At 34.4% G+C, this 23,934-nt stretch carries 20 protein-coding genes and 1 pseudogene; 20 read left to right on the top strand and 1 reads right to left on the bottom strand.

The window, feature by feature from the left end; genetic code table 11:
* Positions 1-37: 37 nt before the first annotated feature.
* From Q9R40_RS00310 to Q9R40_RS00290, 5 genes are all read left to right on the top strand, one after another.
* Positions 38-1,087: a RodZ family helix-turn-helix domain-containing protein gene (locus tag Q9R40_RS00310; RefSeq protein ID WP_304675792.1), complete on the top strand. Its 1,050-nt coding sequence runs from the start codon at positions 38-40 to the stop codon at positions 1,085-1,087.
* Positions 1,087-1,650: a CDP-diacylglycerol--glycerol-3-phosphate 3-phosphatidyltransferase gene (gene pgsA, locus Q9R40_RS00305; protein WP_004893865.1), complete on the top strand. Its 564-nt coding sequence runs from the start codon at positions 1,087-1,089 to the stop codon at positions 1,648-1,650. The genes Q9R40_RS00310 and pgsA overlap by 1 nt, the downstream gene beginning before the upstream one ends.
* 162 nt (positions 1,651-1,812) lie before the next feature.
* A complete protein-coding gene (gene recA, locus Q9R40_RS00300; RefSeq protein WP_061400729.1) occupies positions 1,813-2,904 on the top strand; it encodes a recombinase RecA in 1,092 nt (363 codons plus the stop codon).
* 126 nt (positions 2,905-3,030) lie between these two features.
* Positions 3,031-4,653, top strand: coding sequence for a ribonuclease Y (gene rny / locus Q9R40_RS00295; RefSeq protein WP_304675786.1), 1,623 nt, complete (start codon positions 3,031-3,033; stop codon positions 4,651-4,653).
* 99 nt (positions 4,654-4,752) lie between these two features.
* Positions 4,753-5,895, top strand: a complete 1,143-nt coding sequence (locus Q9R40_RS00290; protein ID WP_297940566.1) for a glycosyltransferase family 4 protein — start codon at positions 4,753-4,755, stop codon at positions 5,893-5,895.
* A gap of 16 nt (positions 5,896-5,911) precedes the next feature.
* Here the strand turns inward: Q9R40_RS00290 and Q9R40_RS00285 are convergent, their stop codons facing one another.
* The gene (locus Q9R40_RS00285) at positions 5,912-6,577 is read right to left on the bottom strand and encodes a YigZ family protein (protein WP_297940568.1); all 666 of its coding nucleotides are present in this window, start codon (positions 6,575-6,577) and stop codon (positions 5,912-5,914) included.
* A 122-nt stretch (positions 6,578-6,699) separates the two neighbouring features.
* Between Q9R40_RS00285 and Q9R40_RS00280 the strand changes: the two genes are divergently transcribed.
* The 15 genes and pseudogenes from Q9R40_RS00280 (at position 6,700) to Q9R40_RS00210 (ending at position 23,920) form a co-directional block, all read left to right on the top strand.
* Positions 6,700-7,887 carry a DEAD/DEAH box helicase family protein gene (locus Q9R40_RS00280; protein WP_370687752.1) on the top strand — a complete coding sequence of 396 codons (1,188 nt, stop codon included), beginning with the start codon at positions 6,700-6,702 and terminating at the stop codon, positions 7,885-7,887.
* Positions 7,884-8,555 (top strand): ComF family protein, encoded by a 672-nt coding sequence (locus Q9R40_RS00275; RefSeq protein ID WP_300723351.1) that lies wholly within the window; start codon positions 7,884-7,886, stop codon positions 8,553-8,555. Before Q9R40_RS00280 ends, Q9R40_RS00275 begins: the two co-directional genes overlap by 4 nt.
* Before the next feature lie 81 nt (positions 8,556-8,636).
* Positions 8,637-9,182 carry a ribosome hibernation-promoting factor, HPF/YfiA family gene (gene hpf, locus Q9R40_RS00270; protein ID WP_297940572.1) on the top strand — a complete coding sequence of 182 codons (546 nt, stop codon included), beginning with the start codon at positions 8,637-8,639 and terminating at the stop codon, positions 9,180-9,182.
* 157 nt (positions 9,183-9,339) lie between these two features.
* Positions 9,340-11,739, top strand: a complete 2,400-nt coding sequence (gene secA, locus Q9R40_RS00265) for a preprotein translocase subunit SecA (protein WP_304675779.1) — start codon at positions 9,340-9,342, stop codon at positions 11,737-11,739.
* Between the two features lie 82 nt (positions 11,740-11,821).
* Positions 11,822-12,938, top strand: a protein-coding gene (gene prfB, locus Q9R40_RS00260; protein ID WP_304675778.1) for a peptide chain release factor 2 whose coding sequence is annotated in 2 segments (ribosomal slippage) — positions 11,822-11,893 and positions 11,895-12,938 — 1,116 coding nt in all. Because the reading frame shifts where the segments join, the coding sequence is not laid out codon by codon here.
* An 18-nt stretch (positions 12,939-12,956) separates the two neighbouring features.
* Positions 12,957-13,241: a hypothetical protein gene (locus tag Q9R40_RS00255; RefSeq protein WP_300593273.1), complete on the top strand. Its 285-nt coding sequence runs from the start codon at positions 12,957-12,959 to the stop codon at positions 13,239-13,241.
* Positions 13,234-14,193, top strand: coding sequence for an HPr(Ser) kinase/phosphatase (hprK, locus tag Q9R40_RS00250; protein ID WP_304675775.1), 960 nt, complete (start codon positions 13,234-13,236; stop codon positions 14,191-14,193). Before Q9R40_RS00255 ends, hprK begins: the two co-directional genes overlap by 8 nt.
* Positions 14,190-15,026 carry a prolipoprotein diacylglyceryl transferase gene (gene lgt, locus Q9R40_RS00245; protein WP_304675773.1) on the top strand — a complete coding sequence of 279 codons (837 nt, stop codon included), beginning with the start codon at positions 14,190-14,192 and terminating at the stop codon, positions 15,024-15,026. Before hprK ends, lgt begins: the two co-directional genes overlap by 4 nt.
* Positions 15,027-15,062: 36 nt before the next feature.
* The gene (locus tag Q9R40_RS00240; RefSeq protein ID WP_297940968.1) at positions 15,063-16,082 is read left to right on the top strand and encodes an NAD(P)H-dependent glycerol-3-phosphate dehydrogenase; all 1,020 of its coding nucleotides are present in this window, start codon (positions 15,063-15,065) and stop codon (positions 16,080-16,082) included.
* A 71-nt stretch (positions 16,083-16,153) separates the two neighbouring features.
* Positions 16,154-17,089, top strand: coding sequence for a thioredoxin-disulfide reductase (gene trxB, locus Q9R40_RS00235; RefSeq protein WP_304675771.1), 936 nt, complete (start codon positions 16,154-16,156; stop codon positions 17,087-17,089).
* Positions 17,090-17,265: 176 nt separating this feature from the next.
* Positions 17,266-18,264 (top strand): LacI family DNA-binding transcriptional regulator, encoded by a 999-nt coding sequence (locus tag Q9R40_RS00230; RefSeq protein ID WP_304675769.1) that lies wholly within the window; start codon positions 17,266-17,268, stop codon positions 18,262-18,264.
* Between the two features lie 129 nt (positions 18,265-18,393).
* A complete protein-coding gene (locus tag Q9R40_RS00225) occupies positions 18,394-19,584 on the top strand; it encodes a galactokinase (protein WP_304675768.1) in 1,191 nt (396 codons plus the stop codon).
* The gene (locus Q9R40_RS00220) at positions 19,581-21,050 is read left to right on the top strand and encodes a UDP-glucose--hexose-1-phosphate uridylyltransferase (protein WP_304675767.1); all 1,470 of its coding nucleotides are present in this window, start codon (positions 19,581-19,583) and stop codon (positions 21,048-21,050) included. The genes Q9R40_RS00225 and Q9R40_RS00220 overlap by 4 nt, the downstream gene beginning before the upstream one ends.
* Positions 21,051-22,069, top strand: a pseudogene (locus Q9R40_RS00215) (aldose epimerase family protein).
* A 126-nt stretch (positions 22,070-22,195) separates the two neighbouring features.
* Positions 22,196-23,920 carry a phospho-sugar mutase gene (locus Q9R40_RS00210; protein WP_304675765.1) on the top strand — a complete coding sequence of 575 codons (1,725 nt, stop codon included), beginning with the start codon at positions 22,196-22,198 and terminating at the stop codon, positions 23,918-23,920.
* Positions 23,921-23,934: the final 14 nt, after the last annotated feature.

Raw genomic sequence — 23,934 nt, 5'->3', positions numbered from 1 at the left:
TCATATTTGAATTATTGCAAAAAGTTGAGAGGATATTATGGCAGATATTGGAGATAAATTACGCAGTGCTCGTAAGGCAAAGGGCATGTCAATTGAAGATGTAGAAAAAATAACTAAGATTCAGCGTCGATATCTTACAGCAATTGAAAATGATGATTTTGATCAATTACCTGGAGATTTTTACGTTAGAGCCTTTATTAGACAATTTGCTGATGTTGTTGGCCTTAACGGCAAGGAATTGCTAGCAGATTATAAATCTGAAGTACCTGAAGCAAAACCAGAAGAATATGTTGAAAATTCAATCGACAATAAGAGCGAAAGAATTAAAGAGACAACTAATAGCCGTAAAGGATTATGGCGTAACTATTTACCTCAAATTGCAACAGTAGTTGGTATTGTTCTAGTAATTCTAGTGGTTTATATTGTTTATACTCGCTTCTTTACTGGTACTAATCAGCAGTCAGCAAATCAAGCTGAGAATGTAACAGTTTCTTCTCATATCAAATCTTCAAAATCTAAAACTTCATCAAAGAAGAAATCAACTCCAAAAACTACAACCTCAGAAGTTAAAATTTCTAGTTTAGGTAATAATAGTTATCGTGTTAGTGAATTGAAGAGTAACCGAACTTTAACCTTAGGAACCACTAAGAATGATGTTTGGGCACAAATTTTAGTAAATGGATCTTCTGTTTGGCAAGGAACTTTGAAAGCTAATGAGAAGCACTCAGTCCAATTACCAGAAAATGTAAATAGTGTTTCTGTACAAATGGGGAACAGTGTATCAACTACTTTAACTTTAGCCGGTAAGAAGGTAAATGCACATAATGCAACTAATCCAGCTTCACCAATGACGATTAGGTTTACATTTGCTGGAAAGAGCAATCAAAGTAGCCAAAGTAGTAGTACTCGTCAAAGTAGTGCAACTACTCAAAGTTCAACTAATAATGTAAATAATCAAACACAACAAAACCAACAAAATCAAAATACACAAAATGGCCAAGCTACTCAAAACAATACGCAAAATACGCAGAACACACAAGGTCAAACTAATACTACCCAAAATAATGGAGGTCAAAGTAACCGTTAATGAATTTACCAAATAAATTAACTATGTTTAGAATTTTCATGATTCCAGTTTTTATGCTAGTCTTAATTTTTAATTGGCCAGCAGGCGGTGCAACTTTCCTAGGAGCACATATTTATTGGTCTCATGTGTTAGCAGCTGTAATTTTTGCAGTGGCATCAATAACTGATTTTTTGGATGGACATATCGCTCGTTCAAGGAACTTAGTTACTAACTTTGGAAAATTTGCCGATCCATTAGCAGATAAAATGTTAACAATGACGGCTTTTGTATTTTTGATTTCGTTAAACTTGGCACCGGCATGGGTAGTAGCTATTATTGTTTGTCGTGAATTGGCTGTCACTGGTTTACGTTTGATTTTGGCTGAAAATAAAGGTCAAGTTTTAGCAGCAAAAATGCCTGGTAAAATTAAAACTACGACTCAGATGCTCTCGATTATTTTCTTATTGCTTGGTGATGTGTACTATATCGGTACAATCTTGTTGTACATTTGCTTAATCTTTACTATTTACTCTGGTTACGATTACTTTAAGCAAAGTGGCGACGTATTTAAAGGTGAAATTTAAGATTAAAAGAAGCAGGAATGCTTCTTTTTTTTGAAAAAAATTAATAAAAAATACGTAATAAAAAATAGAGGAATATAATATTGAACGTTAGTTCGTATTTTCCTTGCTTTTAGGTAGTCAAACCAAGTATAATTATTATAAATGGAATAAGGAGGAAGAGATTTGGCTAAAGATGATAAAAAGAAGGCTTTAGACATTGCCTTAAAGAAGATTGAAAAAGACTTTGGAAAAGGCGCGGTTATGCGTATGGGTGAAAAAGTAGACACTCAAATTTCCACTATTCCTTCCGGTTCACTAGCTTTAGATGCTGCTCTTGGAGTTGGTGGATATCCCCGCGGACGAATTATTGAAGTATATGGACCAGAAAGTTCTGGTAAAACAACTGTGGCGCTTCATGCTGTTGCAGAAGTTCAGAAACGTGGAGGAACAGCAGCTTATATCGATGCCGAAAATGCGATGGATCCTGCTTATGCTGAGGCATTAGGTGTTGATATTGATTCCTTAATTTTATCTCAACCAAACACTGGTGAAGAAGGCTTGCAAATTGCAGATACTCTTATTGCAAGTGGTGCAATCGATATCTTAGTTGTGGATTCTGTTGCTGCCTTAGTACCGAGAGCCGAAATCGATGGTGATATGGGAGATTCACATGTTGGTTTGCAAGCTAGATTAATGAGTCAGGCTTTACGTAAACTCTCAGGAAATATCTCTAAAACTAAGACTATTGCTGTTTTCATTAACCAGATTCGTGAAAAAGTTGGAGTTATGTTCGGAAATCCAGAAACTACTCCTGGTGGACGTGCTTTGAAGTTTTACTCTACGATTAGATTAGAAGTACGTAGAGCAGAACAAATTAAACAAGGATCAGATGTAATTGGTAACCGCGTTAAATTAAAGGTTGTCAAAAATAAAGTTGCCCCACCATTTAAAGTAGCCGAAGTCGATATCATGTATGGTAAAGGAATTTCTCAAACTGGTGAGTTAATTGATATGGCTGCCGATAAAGATATCATTAAGAAAGCTGGATCATGGTATTCATATGGCGATGATCGCATTGGACAAGGCCGCGAGAATGCTAAACAATATCTAGAAGAGCATCCTGATGTTTACGAAGAAGTAAAAGAAAAAGTTCGTGAAGCTTATGGAATTGATGCTAAAGCAATTGAAGAACGTGAAAATCCTGAAAAGGTAAAACAGGACAAGGAAGTAACAATAAACAAAGATACTTCCGATGAAAAAAGCGAAAAAAAATAATAGACAAATACAGTTAAACCTTGGCTTTTAAAGGCCAAGTTTTTTTGTATGATTGACATCACTTCCGGATACTTTTATTATTAATAATGTGTGAAATAATTCTATAAAAAAGGCGATAGTAAAAATATGGTAAATACAATTTTAGTTCCTGTTGCTGTCGCTATTGTTTCTGTCTTAGTTGGAGGTTGCGCTGGCTATAGTATCCGTAAAAATAAGTGGGAAACTCAAGCACAGAATGCAGCCCATGATGCAAAACACATCTTGGCAGATGCAGAAAGTAAAGCTAAAGCTGTAGAAGCTGATCTTGCTTCACAAAAAGAAGCGATGAAGAAGGCAGCAGCGGATGCAAAAAAAGAAAAAATTCTGGAAGCACAAGAAGAAATTCATCATTATCGTGAAAGAGTAGATAATGAACTTAATGAACGACGTCAGGAAATTTCCAGACAAGAAAATCGCTTACTGCAACGTGAAGATGCTATTGATCGTAAAGATAGTTTGTTGGATCAAAAAGATTCACAACTCACACAGAAAGAAAACCAAATTAAAAAATTGCAGGCTCAAGTTCTAGAAAAAGAAAATAGGGCTGATCAATTAGTGACCGAGCGAGAGAAAAAACTCTATGAAGTTGCAGAGTTGAATCAAGAAGATGCTAAAAAGATCGTTTTAGATAAGCTTTCAGACCAATTGGTTAAGGAAAGAGCAGAAATGATTGAAGAAAGTAATCAACTTGCTAAGGCAAAAGCAGATCATTTTGCTCGTAAAGTAATTGTTGATGCAATTCAAAGTAGTGCAGCCGATACGGTTTCTGAAAAAACTGTTTCAGTTGTTAATTTACCAAGTGATGATATGAAAGGTCGTATCATTGGCCGTGAGGGTAGAAATATCCGTTCATTTGAGGCTTTAACTGGTGTAGATGTAATCATTGATGATACTCCAGATGTAGTAGTCTTAAGTGGTTTCGACCCAATTAGACGTGAAATTGCAAAAAGAGCTTTAGAGCGTTTAATTAAAGATGGTCGAATTCATCCAGCGCGGATAGAAGAAATGGTTGATCGTGCTCGTAAAGAAGTAAATGATGATATTTACGAAGCTGGTGAAAGTGCCTTAATGGAACTTGGTATTCATAAGATGCATCCAGAATTGGTAAAGATTTTAGGACGCTTAAAGTATCGGACGTCTTATGGACAAAATGTTTTATCTCATTCTATTGAGGTCGGTAAATTAACAGGTGTGATGGCTGCTGAACTTGGTTTAGACGAAAAAATAGCGGTACGCGCAGGATTATTACACGATATTGGGAAGTCAATTGATCATGAAATTGAGGGTTCCCATGTAGAAATTGGTGTTGAACTTGCACGAAAGCATCATGAACCAGATTTGGTTGTGAATGCAATTGCTGCTCACCATGATGATGTTCCTAAGTTATCATTTATTGCAGAATTAGTTGTAGCTGCTGACACGATTTCTTCAGCTCGACCAGGTGCTAGAAGCGAATCTCTAGAAAACTATATTCGTCGACTAGAACAACTAGAAACGATTGCAAAGGGACACATTGGTGTAAAACAAGCATATGCAATTCAAGCAGGCCGTGAGATAAGAGTAATGGTTGAGCCCGATAAGATCTCAGATGCTCGTACTACCATTCTTGCTCATGACATTAGAAATCAAATTGAACAAGATATGGAATATCCTGGTAACATCAAAGTTACTGTTATTCGAGAAAAACGTGCTGTTGCAATAGCTAAATAAAGACGAATCTTAAGATTCGTCTTTTTTGTTTACCGCTTTATTGTGTTTATATTGGGGTGTAGGTATAATAAAAAAAGAAGTTTAAGAAAGTAGATTGTTATGTTTCAAACAATTGTTAAAATATTCTTATTAGTAATTATTACTGCTGCTATAACTCCTTTTATTAGAAAATTAGCTTTTGTATTAGGTGCAGTTGATAATCCAAATGCTCGGCGCATCAATAAAAAGCCTATGCCTACTATTGGTGGATTAGCAATATTTGTAGCTTTTAATATTGGAGAATTTGTCTTATTACGGAAAGACTTTCCTACTCATGAGCTTTTTTCAGTATTATTGGCATCCAGCGTTATTATCTTAACTGGTTTGATTGATGATATTTTAGAATTAAAACCTAGACAAAAAATGTTTGGGATTTTTGTTGCATCCCTAGTGGTATATTTCTTAGCTGGAATTAAGGTAAGAGAATTAAGCTTACCATTTTTAGGCCATATTCAATTAGGTTGGTGGAGTTTTCCTCTTACTATTTTTTGGATTCTTGCCTTAACAAATGCTGTCAATCTTATTGATGGTTTAGATGGCCTAGCTACTGGCGTTACCTTGATTTCCCTTGTAACAATGGGAATTGTTGGTTTCTTCTTTTTAAAGAGTTGGCAACATTATGTTCCAATTATGTGTATTATGTTAGCAGCTTGTTTATTGGGTTTTCTACCTTATAATTTTCATCCTGCGAAGATATTTTTGGGAGATACGGGTGCGTTATATATCGGATTTATGATTTCCGTTCTCTCTTTAAAGGGATTAAAAAATGTAACTTTTGTGTCATTATTAGTTCCAATCCTTATTTTGGGTGTTCCAATTACTGATACAGTTTATGCAATGATCAGACGAAAGTTAAATAAGAAAAACATATCTCAAGCAGATAAGCATCACCTGCATCATCAATTAATGCGAATGGGATTAACCCATCGTCAAACTGTGTTAGCTATTTATGGAATTTCACTTATTTTTTCTTTTGTCTCATTGCTTTCATTAGTATCTCCTCGGTGGGGAATCTGGCTATTAATTTTAGGTCTATTATTCGCAGTTGAACTTTTTGTTGAAACGATCGGATTATTGGGCGAAAAATATAAACCACTTTTACATTTTTTTCAACATACTATTAATAAAATGGAACGTGCAGATCCTGAAGTAAAAATAAGACGATTAAATAAAAAAAATACAAACAAAAAAGATTTACGTTAAAACAACGTAAATCTTTTTATTGTTCATGGAAGTTTAAATTAGTAATAGGAATTTCATTAAATCTCTGGTCTATTTTTTTGAATTCTACTTTTCCAGATAATAAATTAATTAGATCCTTTTCAACTTGAGTAATTTGATCTAGATCTAGGAAAATTTGGATTGTTACATCGGTAGTATATATTTGATTAGCAATGAGAATTTTATTTTCATTTAAATAGTGATTAATCTCATCTAGTCGATTATATGGAATTGTAAATTCAATTAATTGCTGCATGACGCACTTTACTACACCAATATTTTGAGCAGCTTCAATTACGGAATTTGAATAAGCGCGGATTAATCCACCAGCACCCAATTTAATACCACCAAAATATCTTGTGACTACAGCAGTTACGTCTTTTAATTTCATTAATTGAAGAGCTTTTAGTTCGGGAATCCCTGCTGTTCCAGAAGGTTCACCATTATCACTTGCCTTAACTTGATTATCATTTAATCCTAAAGTATAAGCATAGGTATTGTGAGTTGCATCATGATATTTTTTAGAAATTTGCTCAATAAATGTTTGAGCTTCTTCCACTGTTTTAGTACGAGCTAACGAGCAGATGAATCTACTTTTTTTGATAACTATCTCATGTTGACCCGATTTACTGATTGTTAAATAGTTTAGTTGTTTTGATGACAAAAAATCGCCTCCAACTGCGTAATTAATATAGGGTGATATTGATGAGTGAATTAAAAGGACGCCAATGAATAGATAATCAAAATAACCATAACATAAATAGTAAGACGACAAAAGTTCCTGCAATGATAAATGGTTTATGCCAACGATGCAACACTAAAGCAGATGCAACATTACCTAATGGATATTTATATTGCCGAGAATGCATTGGGGTTGGGAGAATAAGTGAAGAGAATAAGTTAGAAAGAAACATTGAAAAAAGTACTTATCCTAAAATAGTTACTCCACTAAGCTGGCGGGGAAAATTAACTGATCAACAGGAGTTAATTTCTAATGAGTTGGTTAATTCCTTTAAAGAGCGACGAAATCATTTAATTCATGCAGTAACTGGAGCTGGTAAGACAGAGATGCTCTTTAAAGTAGTAGAAGAAGTTTTAAAAAATGGCTTCCGAATAGCAATTGCTACGCCTCGAATTGACGTAGTTGATGAATTATTTCCCCGCTTTCAAGCAGCATTTGAAAATGTGGAAATTGGAAAATACCATGGACGTGAATATCATGATGCAAAAGATGAGCAATTTATCATATGTACAACACATCAACTTTTAAAATTTTACCAGGCCTTTGATTTGATTGTGATTGATGAAGTAGACTCTTTTCCCTTTTATGAAAATAAAATGCTTCATTTTGCAGCTAAAAATGCTGTAAAAGAAAAGGGATGCACATTTTTTCTAACTGCGACTCCAGATGAAAAATTGTTAAAACAGGCCAAAGGTAAGGCAATTAATTATTCTTTGCTGAAGAGAAGATTTCATAAGGGATTACTGCCTGTACCAAAAGAAAAATATTTCTTTAAACCCTTTATTTCTAGTAAAGGAAAAGTTCATCCTGCTTTGATTAAACATATTAGTAGAATTATAAGTATTAACAAACCTCTTCTGGTATTTGTTCCGAGAATCAAAGATTTGCCCATATATAAGAAACATTTGACTGCTGTTTTTAAAGAGAAAAAGATTGTGAGTGTATATGCGGGTGACAAAGAAAGGCAAAGTAAAGTCGCTAGATTTCGTAATCAAGAAATTGATATTTTACTAACAACAACAATTTTAGAACGAGGGGTAACTTTTAAACATGTTCAAGTAATTGTAATTGCGGCAGATGATCCGATTTACAATACTCCAAGTCTAGTTCAGATTGCAGGTCGAGTAGGAAGAAGTGCGGATGATAGAGATGGGCTAGTTTTATTTTGTTATCACAAATATACGAAAAATATCCGACAAGCGATGAAACAGATTAGGATGATGAATAAGTGAATAATTGTTTATTGTGTCACTCTTCTTTTCGCAGAGAGATAAATTATGAAAAATTATTTTTAGTTGTTAAGTACAAGGAAAGATATACTTGTTCTGAATGTCTAAAAAAGTTTGTTAAAAAGAAAGGAAAAATATGTTCAGGCTGTAATAAAGAAATAGATAAAGAAGAACTGTGTAATGATTGTCTATACTGGAGCCAGAAATATAAAGGCAATTTATTAGACAATCGCTCTTTATATCAATATAATGATACTTTTCACGATGTTATGGTGCGATACAAAAGATATGGAGATTATATTTTGTGTTATGTACTAGCTGAATTAATTGATCAGTTGCCATCAGCTGATTATTATGTTCCAGTTCCGAGTTCGCCTAGTCATCTAAAAAAAAGAGGATTTGATACAATTTGCGCTATTTATCAAAATTTAGTTCCTTTAACAAAATTATTAGTTAAGGCTGATACGGAGAAAGCTCAGGGAGAAAAGAATAGGGAAGAACGTTTGTTGACTAAGCAAACCTTTTTGGCTCTCGATAATAAAAATGTTAGTGGGAAAATTTTATTGCTAGATGATATTTATACCACCGGTAGAACGCTGTACCATGCACGGGATGCACTTCTAGAAGCTTACCCTAATTGTAAAATAAATAGTTTTACAATTAGTAGATAAATCATTAGTAAAACCGCTTACAATTTGCTATACTATAAGTGTAAAGAAAAACGTCACAAGACGTTGGAAGGAGAATCTACAATGTTAAAGTACAATGTTCGTGGAGAAAATGTCGAAGTTACTGATGCCTTAAGAGATTATGTTCAAAAGAGATTGACTAAGCTCGAAAAGTACTTCGAAATTAATTCTGATGTAATTGCACATATCAATTTAAAGGTTTATCCAGATCATACAGCTAAAGTGGAAGTAACCATTCCACTCCCATATTTAGTTCTACGTGCTGAAGATACAACTGATGACATGTACAAGAGTATTGATTTTGTTTCTGAAAAACTAGAACGTCAAATTAGAAAGTACAAGACTCGTATTAACAGAAAGAGCCGTGAGAAGGGCTTAAAGGATTTCTTCTATGAAGACTTAGAAGAAGAAAAGAAAGCACCTAAAGAATTTGATATTGTTCGTAACAAGCATTTAGATTTAAAACCAATGAGTGCGGAAGAAGCCGTTTTACAAATGGATTTATTGGGTCATGATTTCTTTGTTTTTGAAGATGCAGATACAAATGGAACCAGTATTGTATATCGCAGAAATGATGGTCGTTATGGCTTAATTGAAACTAATGAATAATTAAAACAATCTTATAAATTGAGAGTCTCTTAAGTGCTATTGAGCTTAAGAGGCTTTTTCTTGTAATAGTAGGTTTCTCATTTTTACAAATTAATGTTAAAATTACATAGTATTATTTTAGATTTGTGCACAAAATTTAAATTTAAGGACCGATTAAATGGCTAATATTCTTAAAAAAATTTACGATAACGATAGAAGAGAATTAAAGAAATTCGAAAAATTAGCAACTAAGGTAGAATCTTTAGGAGACGAGTACGAAAAATTATCTGATGAGCAACTCCAAGCAAAGACACCAGAATTTCGTAAGCGTTTAGAAAATGGTGAAACGTTAGATGATATTCTACCAGAAGCATTTGCTACAGCACGTGAAGGTGCAAAAAGAGTTTTAGGATTATATCCTTTCCGTGTTCAAATTATTGGTGGTATTGCACTCCATTACGGTAATATTGCCGAAATGATGACTGGGGAAGGTAAGACCTTAACTGCTACTTTGCCAGTTTATTTAAATGCTCTAACGGGGAAAGGTGTTCATGTAGTAACAGTTAATGAGTACCTGTCTAGTCGTGATGAAAGTGAAATGGGGCAATTATATAAGTGGCTCGGGTTATCTGTAGGTTTGAACCTTAATTCGATGTCTGCAGACGAAAAGAGAGACGCTTATAATTGTGACGTTACTTATTCAACTAACTCTGAGCTGGGATTTGATTATTTAAGAGACAATATGGTTGTCTACAAAGATCAAATGGTTCAACGTCCACTTAATTATGCAATTATCGATGAGGTTGACTCAATTTTAATTGATGAAGCAAGAACACCATTAATTATTTCCGGGCAAGCAGAGCAAGCAAATAGTGAATATATTCGTGCTGATCGTTTTGTTAAAACTTTAGTTGAAGATAAAAGTGATGACGATGTAGATGATGATGAAGACCATGGTGACTACAAGATTGATTGGCCAACTAAAACAATTAATTTGACCAATCAAGGAATCAAAAAAGCTTGTGAGCACTTTGGTTTGAAGAACTTGTATGATATTGATAATCAAGTTTTAGTTCACCATATTGATCAAGCGTTAAGAGCTAACTACATCATGTTAAAAGACATTGATTATGTAGTACAAAATGGTGAGGTTATGATTGTCGATTCTTTCACTGGACGTGTAATGGAAGGTCGTCGCTATTCCGATGGACTTCACCAGGCTATTGAAGCAAAAGAGGGAGTTAAGATTCAAGAAGAGTCTAAAACTCAAGCAACCATTACTTACCAGAACTTCTTTAGAATGTATAAAAAGCTGGCAGGGATGACAGGTACAGCTAAGACGGAAGAAGAAGAATTTCGTGAAATTTATAACATGGAAGTAATCACTATTCCAACTAACCGCCCTATTGCTCGTAAAGACTTACCGGATATTTTATATCCAACCTTAGATTCTAAGTTTGAAGCTGTAGTAAAAGAAATTAAGGAACGTCACGCCAAAGGACAACCAGTATTAGTTGGTACTGTAGCTATTGAAAGCTCTGAACGTTTAAGTCAAATGCTTAATCAAGCAGGTATTCCACACGCAGTTTTGAATGCTAAAAACCATGCTAAAGAAGCAGAGATCATTATGAATGCTGGGCAAAGAGGAGCAGTTACAATTGCTACTAACATGGCTGGTCGTGGTACTGATATTAAATTAGGACCCGGTGTTAAAGAATTAGGCGGTTTAGCTGTTATTGGTACTGAACGTCACGAGTCTCGTCGTATTGATAATCAGCTTCGTGGTAGATCCGGTCGTCAAGGGGATCCAGGTGTAACAAGATTTTATCTTTCTCTAGAAGATGATTTGATGAAGCGTTTTGGTGGAGATCGAGTAAAATTATTCCTTGATCGAATATCTGATAATGATGATGATAAAGTTATTGAATCACGTATGATTACTAGACAAGTTGAATCAGCTCAAAAGCGTGTTGAAGGAAATAACTACGATACTCGTAAGCAAACTTTGCAATACGATGATGTTATGCGTACGCAACGTGAAATTATTTACGGAGAAAGAATGCAGGTTATTTCTGAAGAAAAATCATTAAAATCTGTCTTAATGCCAATGATTAAGCGAACTATTGATCATCAAATTGATATGTATACCCAAGGCGACAAAAAAGATTGGCGAAATGATCAATTAAGAGATTTTATTTCATCTGCTATTACTGACGAAGAAACTACTAAAAAGCTTAATATGAAGCACTTAAGTGCGGAAGAGCTTAAGAAGCGTCTTTATCAGATTGCAGAAGATAATTACACTGAAAAAGAAAAACAACTTGCTGATCCGGAACAAATGCTAGAATTTGAGAAAGTTGTTATCTTACGTGTTGTAGATGAACGTTGGACCGATCATATCGATGCGATGGATCAATTACGACAATCTATTAGTCTAAGAGGATATGGACAACTAAATCCATTAGTTGAATATCAAGAAGCTGGCTATAGAATGTTTGAGGAAATGATCGGTAATATCGAATTTGATGCCACCCGTCTATTTATGAAGGCTCAAATAAGACAAAACATTAGTCGATAAAAAATAAAGGGAGGCAGATAATGTCTCTCTTTTTTGCTATTATTAAAGTAAAAATTAATTTTATAATGTGAGGAAAATAAAAATGGAGATTAGTGAAATTCAAGCAGAATTAAATGATCTTAATCCTAAGTTAGAGCATTTCAGGAGGTCTCTTTGACTTCGATTCATTAAATGAAGGTATTGCAATTAATGAGCAAAAAATGGCAGAACCTGGTTTTTGGGATAATCAAGAACAAGCACAAAGCTTAATTAATGATACTAATCGAATGAAGGAAAAAAGTGAAAACTTTAAGCAACTTGAAGCAAAATACGATGATGCTCAAACTGCTTTAGAGTTACTTAAAGCAGATCCCGATCCTGAATTGAGTGAAGAATTATCTGAAGAAATGGTGTCATTATCACAAAGTTTTCATGATTATGAATTATCATTATTATTATCAGATAAATATGATCAACATAATGCTCTAATGGAAATCCATCCTGGTGCTGGTGGTACTGAGGCCATGGATTGGGCTGATATGCTTTTAAGAATGTATCAACGCTATTCAACTAGTCATGATTTGAAATTTGAAATTGAAGATTATGAACCTGGTGAAGAAGCTGGTGTTAAAAGTGTAAGCATCCGGATTCAAGGAAAAAATGCTTTCGGATTACTTAAATCTGAAAATGGTGTTCATAGATTAGTAAGAATATCTCCTTTTGATTCGGCAAAAAGACGGCATACATCTTTTGCTTCTGTAGAAGTAATACCAGAGATTGATCAAAGCATTGAGGTTGATATTAATCCAGATGATTTAAGAATTGATGTTTATCGCTCAAGTGGGGCTGGCGGGCAGCACATTAATAAGACTTCTAGTGCAGTTCGAATTACCCACTTACCTACTGGAATTGTTACCTCATCGCAGGCTCAGCGATCTCAATTGCAAAATAGAGAAACTGCCATGAATATGTTACGGGCAAAGTTATTCCAGCTAGAAGAAGAGAAGAAAAGAAAGCAAACAGAAGAACTTAAAGGTAATCAAAAAGAAATTGGCTTTGGTTCTCAAATTCGCTCTTATGTTTTTCATCCTTACAATATGGTAAAAGATCATCGGACTAATTTTGAAACTAGTGATGTAAATGGTGTAATGGATGGAAAATTAGATAATTTTATTTATGCTTATTTACAGTGGCTCTTAAGCCAAAAAAATCCGGACTAAAGTTTAAGGAAAAGATCTATGGGATTTGTAACTATTTTAATATTGGTATTAGCTGCTTTGGTGATTTTAAGTATTTTATTTTCAATATTTAAATTCTTTATTGGCTTGTTACCTGTTGCTATAATTGTTGCTTTGATTATTTGGCTGCTAGCTAAATTTTCTAGCAATAAAAAAGATACAGATACAAAGAAAACTAATAGACATAAGCCGGTGCAGCGGTCCACTAATAATCAAAAGCGAAAGAAAGCACGAAATGTTTCAGTCAAAGATGTAGAAGATAAAGAGGATAACAAAAATGGTTGAAGCAGTTAAAGTTAGTGAATTAGTAAAAGATCTTCCTTCACTTAGAGTGGTTGAAGGAAAGGCCTATTTAGATCAAAAGTTAATTAATACTTCTGATATTTCGCGTCCAGGTTTAGAATTAACAGGGTATTTTGATTTCTATCCTAACAATAGAATTCAATTGCTAGGAAGAACGGAAATTTCTTATAGTGCGCGTTTAGATCATGATTTGCGTGAGCGAGTATTTACCAAAATGGCAACTCCAGAAACTCCTTGTTTCATTGTGTCACGAGGTTTACCAATTCCATCAGAGATGCTTGAAGCAGCTGAGAAAGAAAATATACCTGTTCTCTCGAGTAATATGGCTACAACACATTTATCAAGTGTCATTACTCAATTTCTAGATGAAAAACTTGCACCTCGAAAGAGTATTCACGGTGTTTTAGTAGAAATCTACGGAATGGGTGTATTGATTATTGGAAATTCTGGTGTTGGTAAGTCAGAAACAGCCCTAGACTTAGTTAAACGAGGACACCGTTTAATTGCGGATGATCGAGTTGATGTTTACCAAAAAGATGATAAGACTGTAGTGGGAGAAGCTCCTAAGATCTTAAAGCATTTAATGGAGATTCGAGGAATTGGAATTATTGATGTGATGAATCTTTTTGGTGCTGGAGCAGTTAAAGACAGTACTGAAATTCAATTGATAATTTGTTTGCAAAATTGGGATCCAAAAGCCAATTATGATCGCCTAGGATTTAATGAAAAGACGCGTGAGATTTTTGAAGTAGATGTACCGCAAGTAACTGTTCCAGTTAAAGTGGGACGAAATCTGGCTATTATTATTGAAGTAGCAGCTATGAACTTCAGAGCTAAGAAAATGGGCTATGATGCTAGTCAAAAATTTGAACAAAATCTAACTGAATTAATTTCAGACAATTCTAAAAAAGACGAGGGTGAAAGCAGGAAATGAGTTTAGCTTTAAATCCTGTAGCTTTTAATCTGGGCCCGCTTCAAGTTAAGTGGTACGGTATTTTAATGGCTACGGGAGTTTTAGTAGCAACTTTAATGGCAATTAATGAAGGAAAGAAAAGGCATATTATGCCTGATGACTTCATTGACTTCCTCCTTTGGGCAGTTCCGATTGGTTTTATTGGAGCTCGAATATATTATGTAGTTTTTGAATGGGGCTATTTTTCTCAACATCCCGACCAAATAATTGCTATTTGGAATGGTGGTATTGCTATTTATGGTGGTTTGATCGCTGGACTAATAGTGTTGTTGATTTTTTGTCATCAACGAATGCTACCGCCATTTCTAATGCTTGATATCATCGCTCCAGGTGTAATGGCTGCACAGGTAATTGCTCGGTGGGGTAATTTTATGAATCAAGAAGCGCATGGTGCTAAAACAACTTTATCCTTTCTAGAAAGTCTACATTTGCCACATTTCATTATTCAGCAAATGTATATTAATGGTTCATATTACCAACCGACTTATTTGTATGAGTCGACATTAAATTTGGTTGGCTTAATTTTGATTTTAAGTTTACGTCATAGAAAACATCTTTTTAAGCGTGGAGAAATATTTTTAAGTTATGTAATTTGGTATTCCGCTGTTCGTTTCTTTGTTGAAGGGATGAGAACGGATAGTTTATATATGGCGAATACAATTAGAGTTTCACAAGCATTGAGCTTGATTTTGTTTTTTGGCGCAATTATTCTTTGGATTTATCGTCGTAAAGTTGTAAAGCCAAAGTGGTATTTAGCTGGCAGCGGTTTAAAATACCCGTATAATAGAGATTGAAAGAAATAATTTTTTATAGAAAGTTTGAGTAAAGAAATGGCAAAGATTGCAGTTTTAGGTAATGGTTCATGGGGTTCTGTTCTTGGTTCAATGTTAGCTGATAACGGAAATGATGTAGTATTATATGGAAACATTGATAGTGTTAACCAAGAAATTAATGAACATCATACTAATACTCACTACATGAAAAATTGGAAACTTAATCCTAATGTGCCTGCTACTGGAGATTTAGAAAAAGCATTGGATGGTGCCGAAATTGTTTTATTTGTTTTACCAACTAAAGCAGTTCGTATTGTTGCTAAAAATGTACGTAAAATATTAGATAAAACTGGCGCTACTCCTTTATTGGTAACTGCAACTAAAGGAATTGAACCCGGCAGTAAAAAACTAATTTCAGATATTTTAACTGAGGAAGTTTATCCAAATGATAGTGAAAAAATAGTAGCTATTTCAGGTCCTAGTCATGCTGAAAATGTTGCTCAAAAGGATTTAACTGCAATTGCTTGTGCATCCACCAGTGAAGAAAATGCTAAGAGAGTACAAAAGATATTTTCAAATAACTATGTCCGTTTCTACACTAATGATGATTTAGTGGGAGTTGAAGTAGGTGGAGCAGTAAAAAATGTTATTGCAATTGCTGCAGGTATCCTAGTTGGTAAAGGATATGGTGATGATGCAAAAGCTGCTTTAATGACTAGAGGCTTAGCTGAGATTACTCGTTTAGGAGTTAAATACTTCGGCGCAAAACCAATGACTTTTTCAGGTCTTTCAGGAATTGGTGATTTAATTGTAACAGCAACTTCTCAAAATTCTCGTAATTGGCGTGCAGGTAAGCAAATTGGAGAAGGAAAGAGTCTTGATTATGTTTTAGATCATATGGGCCAAGTTGTCGAAGGCGCTACGACTGTTAAGGCTGTACATGAATTAGCAGAAGAAAAGAATATTGACATGCCAATTAGTGAAGCTATTTACCGTGTTTTATATGAAAATGCTGATGTAGATCAAGAAATTAAGACAATGATGGGAAGAAATCCTAAGCCAGAAGTTCAACTATAAGCAAAAAGATTGCAATTTTCATTTGTTCATAGTAATATATACTTACAAAAAGTAAGAATAGAGGCGAGAATATGGCTGAGAAAAAAAACTACGATGTAATTGTAATTGGAGCAGGACCTGGTGGTTTAACTGCTGCTTTATATGCCGCTCGAGCTAATTTGAAAGTAGTTATTTTGGATCGTGGTATTTATGGCGGCCAAATGAATAATACTGCTGGCATTGATAATTATCCTGGCTTTGTTGATATTCAAGGACCTGAATTAGGCGAAAAAATGTATCAAACGGCTACAAATGCCGGAGCTGAATTTGCTTATGGCGATGTACAAAGTATTAGGCAAGATGGTAATAAAAAGATTGTGAAAACTGATTCAGGTGAATACGAAGCTGGTGCAGTTGTTATTGCTACTGGTGCGGTTCATAAGCATCTTGGAGTTCCTGGCGAAGAAGAATATGCTGGAAAAGGCGTATCATATTGTGCTGTTTGTGACGCCGCTTTCTTTAGAGATGAAGATGTTGCTGTAATTGGTGGCGGAGATTCAGCTATTCAAGAGGGGCTATATTTGGCACAGTCTGCTAAGTCAGTCACTGTTATCCATCGGCGTGATCAACTTCGTGCGAAAGCTGAATTACAAAAGAAAGCTTTCGAAAATGATAAGATGAAGTTTGTCTGGAATGCTCAAACTGAAGAAATTGTCGGAGATGGCAATAAAGTAACTGGTGTGAAATATAAGGATAAAGAAACTGGTGAAGAAAAAGAAATTAAAGTAGCTGGTGTATTTATTTATGTTGGTATTCAACCACAAACAGATGCTTTTAGAGATTTAGGCATTACTGATGACCAAGGTTGGATCCTAACGGATGATCATATGCGTACTAAAGTTGATGGGATCTTTGCTTTGGGTGATGTTCGAGCAAAAGAACTTCGTCAAATTGCAACTGCTGTCGGTGAAGGAAGTATTGCCGGTCAAGAAGTATATAACTATTACCAAGGTCTTGATGAAGATTAAGATCATAAATGAAAAGAAAAGCTGTCTATCATTGATAGGCAGCTTTTTTGCATATAAAATTGTTTATATTATGAAAGAATCAATAAATTATTTACTTAAGTAATAAATTATTCAGTAATAGCGGATTAATTAGGATTATGATACAGTATTTGTGAATAGAAAAAGTGGTGGAAAATATGACAACAATTAAAGAAATAGCTGCCAAATCTGGATTTTCACCGGCAACTGTATCACGCTTATTAAATAATGATTCGCGTTTGTCAGTTACTCCTGAAACGAAAAGTAAGATATTAAAAGTAGCAAGTGAATTAGGATATTTTAAAAAGCGTAATAACGTAAGTGACTTAAAGCCTGAAATTGCATTGCTTTATCGCGTAAATGGGAAGGAACAACTTCAGGATGAATATTTTTCTTTTTTACGGGATGCTGTTAATAAAGTGGGGAAAGAAAAAGGTATTAAATTAACTTTATTCACTGAATTGAACAAGTTGATACAACAAGCTTCGATCTTTCAAGGTTTTATTGGAGTAGGAACAGCTGAACTTACCTATAAGGAATTAGAAAAACTACACGATGTTTTACCAAATGGGGTCTTTATTGATATTAACCCTGCTCCAGAGCTATTTGATTCGGTTCAGCCTAATCTTGAATTAACAGTACAGGATGCAATCCAGAAATTAATAGCGCATGGGTATAATAATTTAGGCTACATCGGTGCTGAAAGTTTGACTTTAGACCATCAACCACAACGCGATATTCGAGAGATTACTTTTACAGAGTATTGTAAAACCCGAGGGATAAAGAATACTGAGGTATTTGCCAAGGGAATTGTTAGTGTTAAAAATGGCTATAACTTAGCAAAAGAAGTAGTTAATAAATTAGGGAAAAAGTTACCTGATGCTTTTATTATTGCCTCTGATACATTGAGTGTGGGTGTTTTGCAGTACTTTAACGAGGTAGGAATTAGAGTCCCAAAAGATACTGCTATTATCAGTATTAACAACAGTGATGTCATAAAGTATGTTTCACCACCACTAACTTCATACAATATTGATCAAATTGCTTTGAGTAAATTAGCAATTTCTGTTTTACTTATGCGAATTACTAACTCAGAATTGCCGCAGGTGCATTTAACCATGAATACTAATTTAGTTATAAGAAAAAGTTTTAACTAAGTGCATTAAAAATTTAATGCACTTTTTTTATAAAAAAAGTAGTAAATTTATTTACTAAAATGATAAATAGTTTTATAATCATCTATGAAAACGATTACATATATCTGATTGATTTACGAGGTAAAAATTATGAATAAAGATGAATTAATTAAAAATTATCAAGAAGTATTTGGTAAAAATGAAAAAGATGTATTTTTTTCACCGGGTCGAATTAATGTAATTGGAGAGCATACTGATTATAATGGAGGGCATGTTTTTCCAGCAGCGATTAGCCTAGGTATTTACGGTGTTTATGGTCCAAGAAATGATAATAAAGTTCATCTTTATTCAGGTAATGTGGACGGCGAAATTGTAGAATTTGACTTAAATGATGATACAGTAGAAAAAGATGATCGATTCTGGGCAAATTATTTTAAAGGAATGATAACTTATTTACGACGAAGAGAAGATGGAAATAAGATTAATCATGGCTTTAACCTATATATTAAGGCTGATTTACCTTCCGGATCGGGTTTATCTTCAAGTGCAGCAATTGAAATGTTAATGGGGATGATCTTAAAAGATGAATTTGATTTAGATATTGATCGGCTAGATTTAGCCCGACTTGGTCAAAAAACAGAAAATGAATTTGTCGGTTTAAACTCGGGAATTATGGATCAATTTGCCTGCATTATGGGTAAGAACGATCGTGCTATTTTCCTTGATTGCAACACCATGGAATATGAATATCTGCCTCTTAAGTTAGGAGACTATGAAATTATTATTATGTCCACCAATAAAGAGCATACTCTAGCCGATTCTGCCTACAACGATCGGGTAAGAGAATGTAAGAATGCCTTAGAAAAATTACAAACTAAGCTTGGTATTACTTCTTTAGGTGAGTTAGATAGTCAGACTTTTGATGAATATGCATATTTAATTAATGATGAGACAGAGATAAAACGTGCTCGTCATGCAGTTAATGAAAATGAAAGAACGATCAGAGCAACTAAGGCAATGAAGGATAATGATCTTGAAAAATTAGGTCATTTGATAAATGCGTCTCATGTTTCTCTCCACTATGATTATGAAGTAACAGGTAAAGAACTGGATACCCTAGCAGAAGCAGCTTGGAAACAAGATGGTGTTCTAGGTGCCAGAATGATTGGCGGCGGCTTTGGTGGCAGTGCAATTGCAATTGTGAAAAAAGACAAAGCAGAAGAATTCAAGAAAAATGTTGGTAAAATATATCACGATAAAGTAGGTTATGATGCAAGTTTCTATGACGCAGAAATTGTAGATGGAACTAAAAAATTTAAACTTAAGGGGCTACAAAAATGAAAGTTATTGAAAAATTTGCATATGAAGTGATTGATAGTGGAACGTATAAAGAACTAGATTATGTTTACCTAGTTAATAAAATTAAGGCTTTGGTAGGAGATGAAGATGAAGAATATGATGAAAATCTCTCACCGGTAAAGCAACTTGTTCAAATGGCTGTGGACCATAAAATTATTCCTGATGATGTTACCTCACGGGAAGTCCTGAATGATGAATTATATGATTTAAAAATACCAGCACCTTCAAAGGTAAATGAAATTTTCCGGGAAAAGATGCAAAAGTCGCCTAAGACTGCAACTGATTGGTTTTATCGACTTTGTGTTGACAATAATTATGTTAAAAAAGAAGCTATTGCTAAAAATATTGTTTTTTCTGGAAAAAGTTCTAAAAACCATGAATTAGAAATCACCATTAATCTTTCAAAACCTGAAAAAGATCCTAAAGCAATTGCCGCTGCAGCTCATAAGGTGGAAAATAAGTACCCAAAATGTGCGTTGTGCTTAGAAAATGAAGGCTATCTAGGTGGATATGGAAAAAATGCTCGCAGCAATTTGCGAATAATCCGAATGATGATCGGGGGTCAACGTTGGGGCTTTCAATATTCACCATATGCTTATTTTAATGAGCATTGCATTTTCTTAGATCAAAAGCATATCCCAATGATTATTAATCAACAAACTTTAATTAATTTAGTTGATATCGAAAAGCAGCTGCCTGAATATTTTGTTGGTTCAAATGCAGATTTGCCAATTGTCGGTGGTTCAATGCTAGCTCATGAACATTATCAAGGTGGACGTCATATTTTTCCAATGATGAAGGCCAAAATAAAAAAAGAAATTTATTTTGAAAAATATCCTGAAGTTAAAGCTGGCATAGTTGATTGGCCAATGAGTGATCTGCGCTTAATTAGTAAAGATTCGTTAGATTTAATTGATTTAGGTAGTAAGATTATTAATTTTTGGGATCATTATAGCGATCCAAATCGTCAAATTAAAGCCTTCGAGGGTAAAAATAGACATCATACTGTTACGCCAATTATGCACCGTGAAGGTGATAGATTTATTTTGGATTTGGTTCTTCGTGATAATAATACAAGTGATGAATATCCATTAGGAATTTTCCATCCACATGCTGAACTTTGGCACATCAAAAAAGAAAATATTGGTTTAATCGAAGTGATGGGTAGAGCAATTTTACCTGGGAGACTTAAAGGAGAATTAGAGGAAGTTAAGAAGTATTTACTTAATCAAGATAATAGAATAGCTGATAGTCACCTTAATTGGGCTAGAAAACTGAAAGCAGACTCTCAAATTACCAAAGAAAATGTCGACTCTATTTTACAGCAAGCCTTAGTCGAAATATTTGATCAAGTACTTGAGTGTGCAGGTGTTTTTAAGAATAATAAAGATGGAGAAATAGGTTGGCAAAAGTTTACTGATGCTTTGATAAGCGAGGGAGATAGGTAAATGAAAACTAGTTTTAAAAAGTATGGACGTAAAGATAGCCAAGATTTGTGTGAGATTAGCCTTGAAAACGATTATGGAATGCAAGTTAATATTCTTAATTATGGAGCCACTTTAGAAAAAGTCTTACTGAATCAGGAAAATATGATTTTGACTTTGAATAGTCCAGAAGATTATTCAAAAGAAAGAAATTTTTTAGGTGGGACAGTTGGTCGGATTTGTGGTCGTGTTCGTCTAGGACAATGGAGACATGGAAGACAGATCCAGCAATTGCCTCAAAATGATGGAAAAAATCATATTCATGGAGGTCTTGGGACTGACATGAAGATTTGGAGTTTTAAGTTAAAAAATTCTGATCAAGGGGCTCAAGCTGACTTTTTCCTTTTTGATGCAGATGGTGAGAATGGTTATCCTGGTAATATGAAATTACATGCTCGTTATAAGTTAGATAATGAGAACAACCTAACTTATATACTTACAGCTGTAAGTGATCAATTGACGATTTTTAATCCAGCTAATCATACTTATTTTAATTTAGGAGAAAAAGCAGCAGACTTAGAATTGCAACTTGCAGCAGACTATTACTTACCGGTTGGTGCAGATGGTTTGCCCAATCATGGGATGAAAAATGTTAAAAATACTCCTTTTGACTTTAGAAAGAAAAAGAGAATTTCTCTAGCTTTAAACAGCGATGATGATCAAATTAAATTGCGGAATGGTTTAGATCAGCCTTTTATCTTAAGCGGAATGGTTTAGATCATCCTTTTATCTTAAATGGGATGCAGCCAGCTGCAATCTTAACATCAAAAAGTCATCAAATGATTATGACTACGAATGCACCTGCAATTGTTATGTATACTGCTAATCACTTTAATCATACTGGTGTGGCAAATAATATTGGACGGTATGATGGAATTACATTAGAAGCACAATGTCCACCTGCGGAAGGAACAGATTTAGGAGAGATTACGTTACTTCCTTATGAAAAGTTTGAACGTGAAATCAACTGGAATTTCAAGTGATTATAAAGTAAGGGTCATAAGTATCTTTGATGCATAGAAAAATTTTATGGTTATATGATAGCAATTTCACAATGAGTTGCGTTAAAATAGCAGATGAAACCATAAAATTTACGTAAAGAGGAAATTATGAACGCAAAAGAAATTTATAGTCAATGGACTAATGCAAATAATTTACCCGATTATTTAAAAGATCAATTAAATGATCTAGGTAAAGATGAAAAGTGGATTGAAGATGCTTTCGGACAAGATATTAATTTTGGTACTGCCGGGATGAGAGGTAGACTTGAACCTGGTACAAACAGAATTAATTTGTTTACTGTGGGAAGAGTAACCGAAGGTCTTGCAAGACTAATTGATGAAAATGGTGAAGAAGCTAAAAAACGTGGCGTTGCAATTTCTTTTGATTCACGCTATCACTCAAGAGAATTCGCCGAACACGCAGCTCGTATTTTAGGTGCACATGGAATTCATGTATACTTATTTGATGATTTGAGACCAACTCCTGAATTATCATTTGCTGTCCGTCACTTAAATACCTTTGCTGGAATTAACATTACTGCTTCACATAATGCTAAACAATATAATGGTTATAAGGTTTATGGTGAAGATGGTGCTCAAATGGCGCCAGAAAATGCTGACCGTTTGTTTGCTTATGCTCAAAAAGTTGATGACATTTTTAGTGTTAAAGCTGCTCCTGTGGAAGAACTACGGGCTAATGGCACGCTACAATTGATTGGTGAAGATGTAGATGAAGCATACTTAGCTCGTTTAAAGGATGTTACTGTTGATCCTGAAATGGTTAAGGCTAATGCTGATAAATTAAAGATTATCTACACTCCATTACATGGTACTGGAAAGATGCTATATGATCGTGCATTCAGACAAGGTGGTTTTGACAATGTGATTCCAGTTCCAAACCAATCCATTATTGATCCAGAATTCCCTACAACTATCAAACCTAATCCAGAATATCGTGATGTATTTGAACCAGGATTTAAGCTTGCTAATGAAGTTGATGCAAATGTTATTATCGCAACTGACCCAGATGCAGATAGAATGGGTGCAGCTGTTAGAAAATCAGATGGTGATTTCCAAGTTTTAACTGGTAATCAAATTGCTACATTAATGGCCTATTACTTATTAGTTCATATGAAGGAAAACGGAACTCTTTCATCCGACTATGAATTAGTGACTTCAGTAGTTTCAAGTGCACTTCCATTTAAGATTGCTGATGATTTTGGTATTAAAACTAAGCATGTGCTAACTGGATTCAAGTACATTGGTGAAGAAGTTGACCGGATGAATAAAGAAAATGACGGTAAATTCTTGATGGGATTTGAAGAAAGTTACGGTTACTTATTCAAGCCATTCGCTAGAGATAAAGATGCTATGCAAGGTGCATTAATGTTTGCAGAAGTAGCAAGTTACTATGCATCTAAAGGAATGACTGTTTTTGATGGACTACAAGAGATCTGGCAAAAATATGGTGTAGCTTACGAAATTACTAAGGCTATCGAAATGCCTGGTATTGGTGGTCAAAAGAAGATGGCTGAATTAATGAGTAAGTTACGTAAAGAACATTTAACTGAAATTAATGGTGCAAAAGTTGTTAAGATTCAAGACTTTGAAACCCAAGAAACTATTGAAGATGGAAAGAAAACTCCATTAACTGGTTTCCCTAAGTCTAATGTTTTGAAGTACTTCTTAGATGATGAAACTTGGGTTGCTCTTCGTCCATCAGGAACTGAACCTGTAATTAAGGCTTATGTTGGAGTAAATAAGAAAGATATTGAAACTGCAGAAAAAGCTGCAGAAGAGTATCAAGATGCATTAGCTAATATATTAAAGTAATGCAAAAATAGTGC

It is taken from the genome of uncultured Lactobacillus sp. (genome assembly GCF_948948975.1).
In the GTDB taxonomy this organism is placed as follows: Bacteria; Bacillota; Bacilli; order Lactobacillales; family Lactobacillaceae; genus Lactobacillus.
The sequence above is the reverse complement of the archived record's forward strand: the minus strand, read 5'-3'. Positions and strand labels throughout refer to the sequence as shown.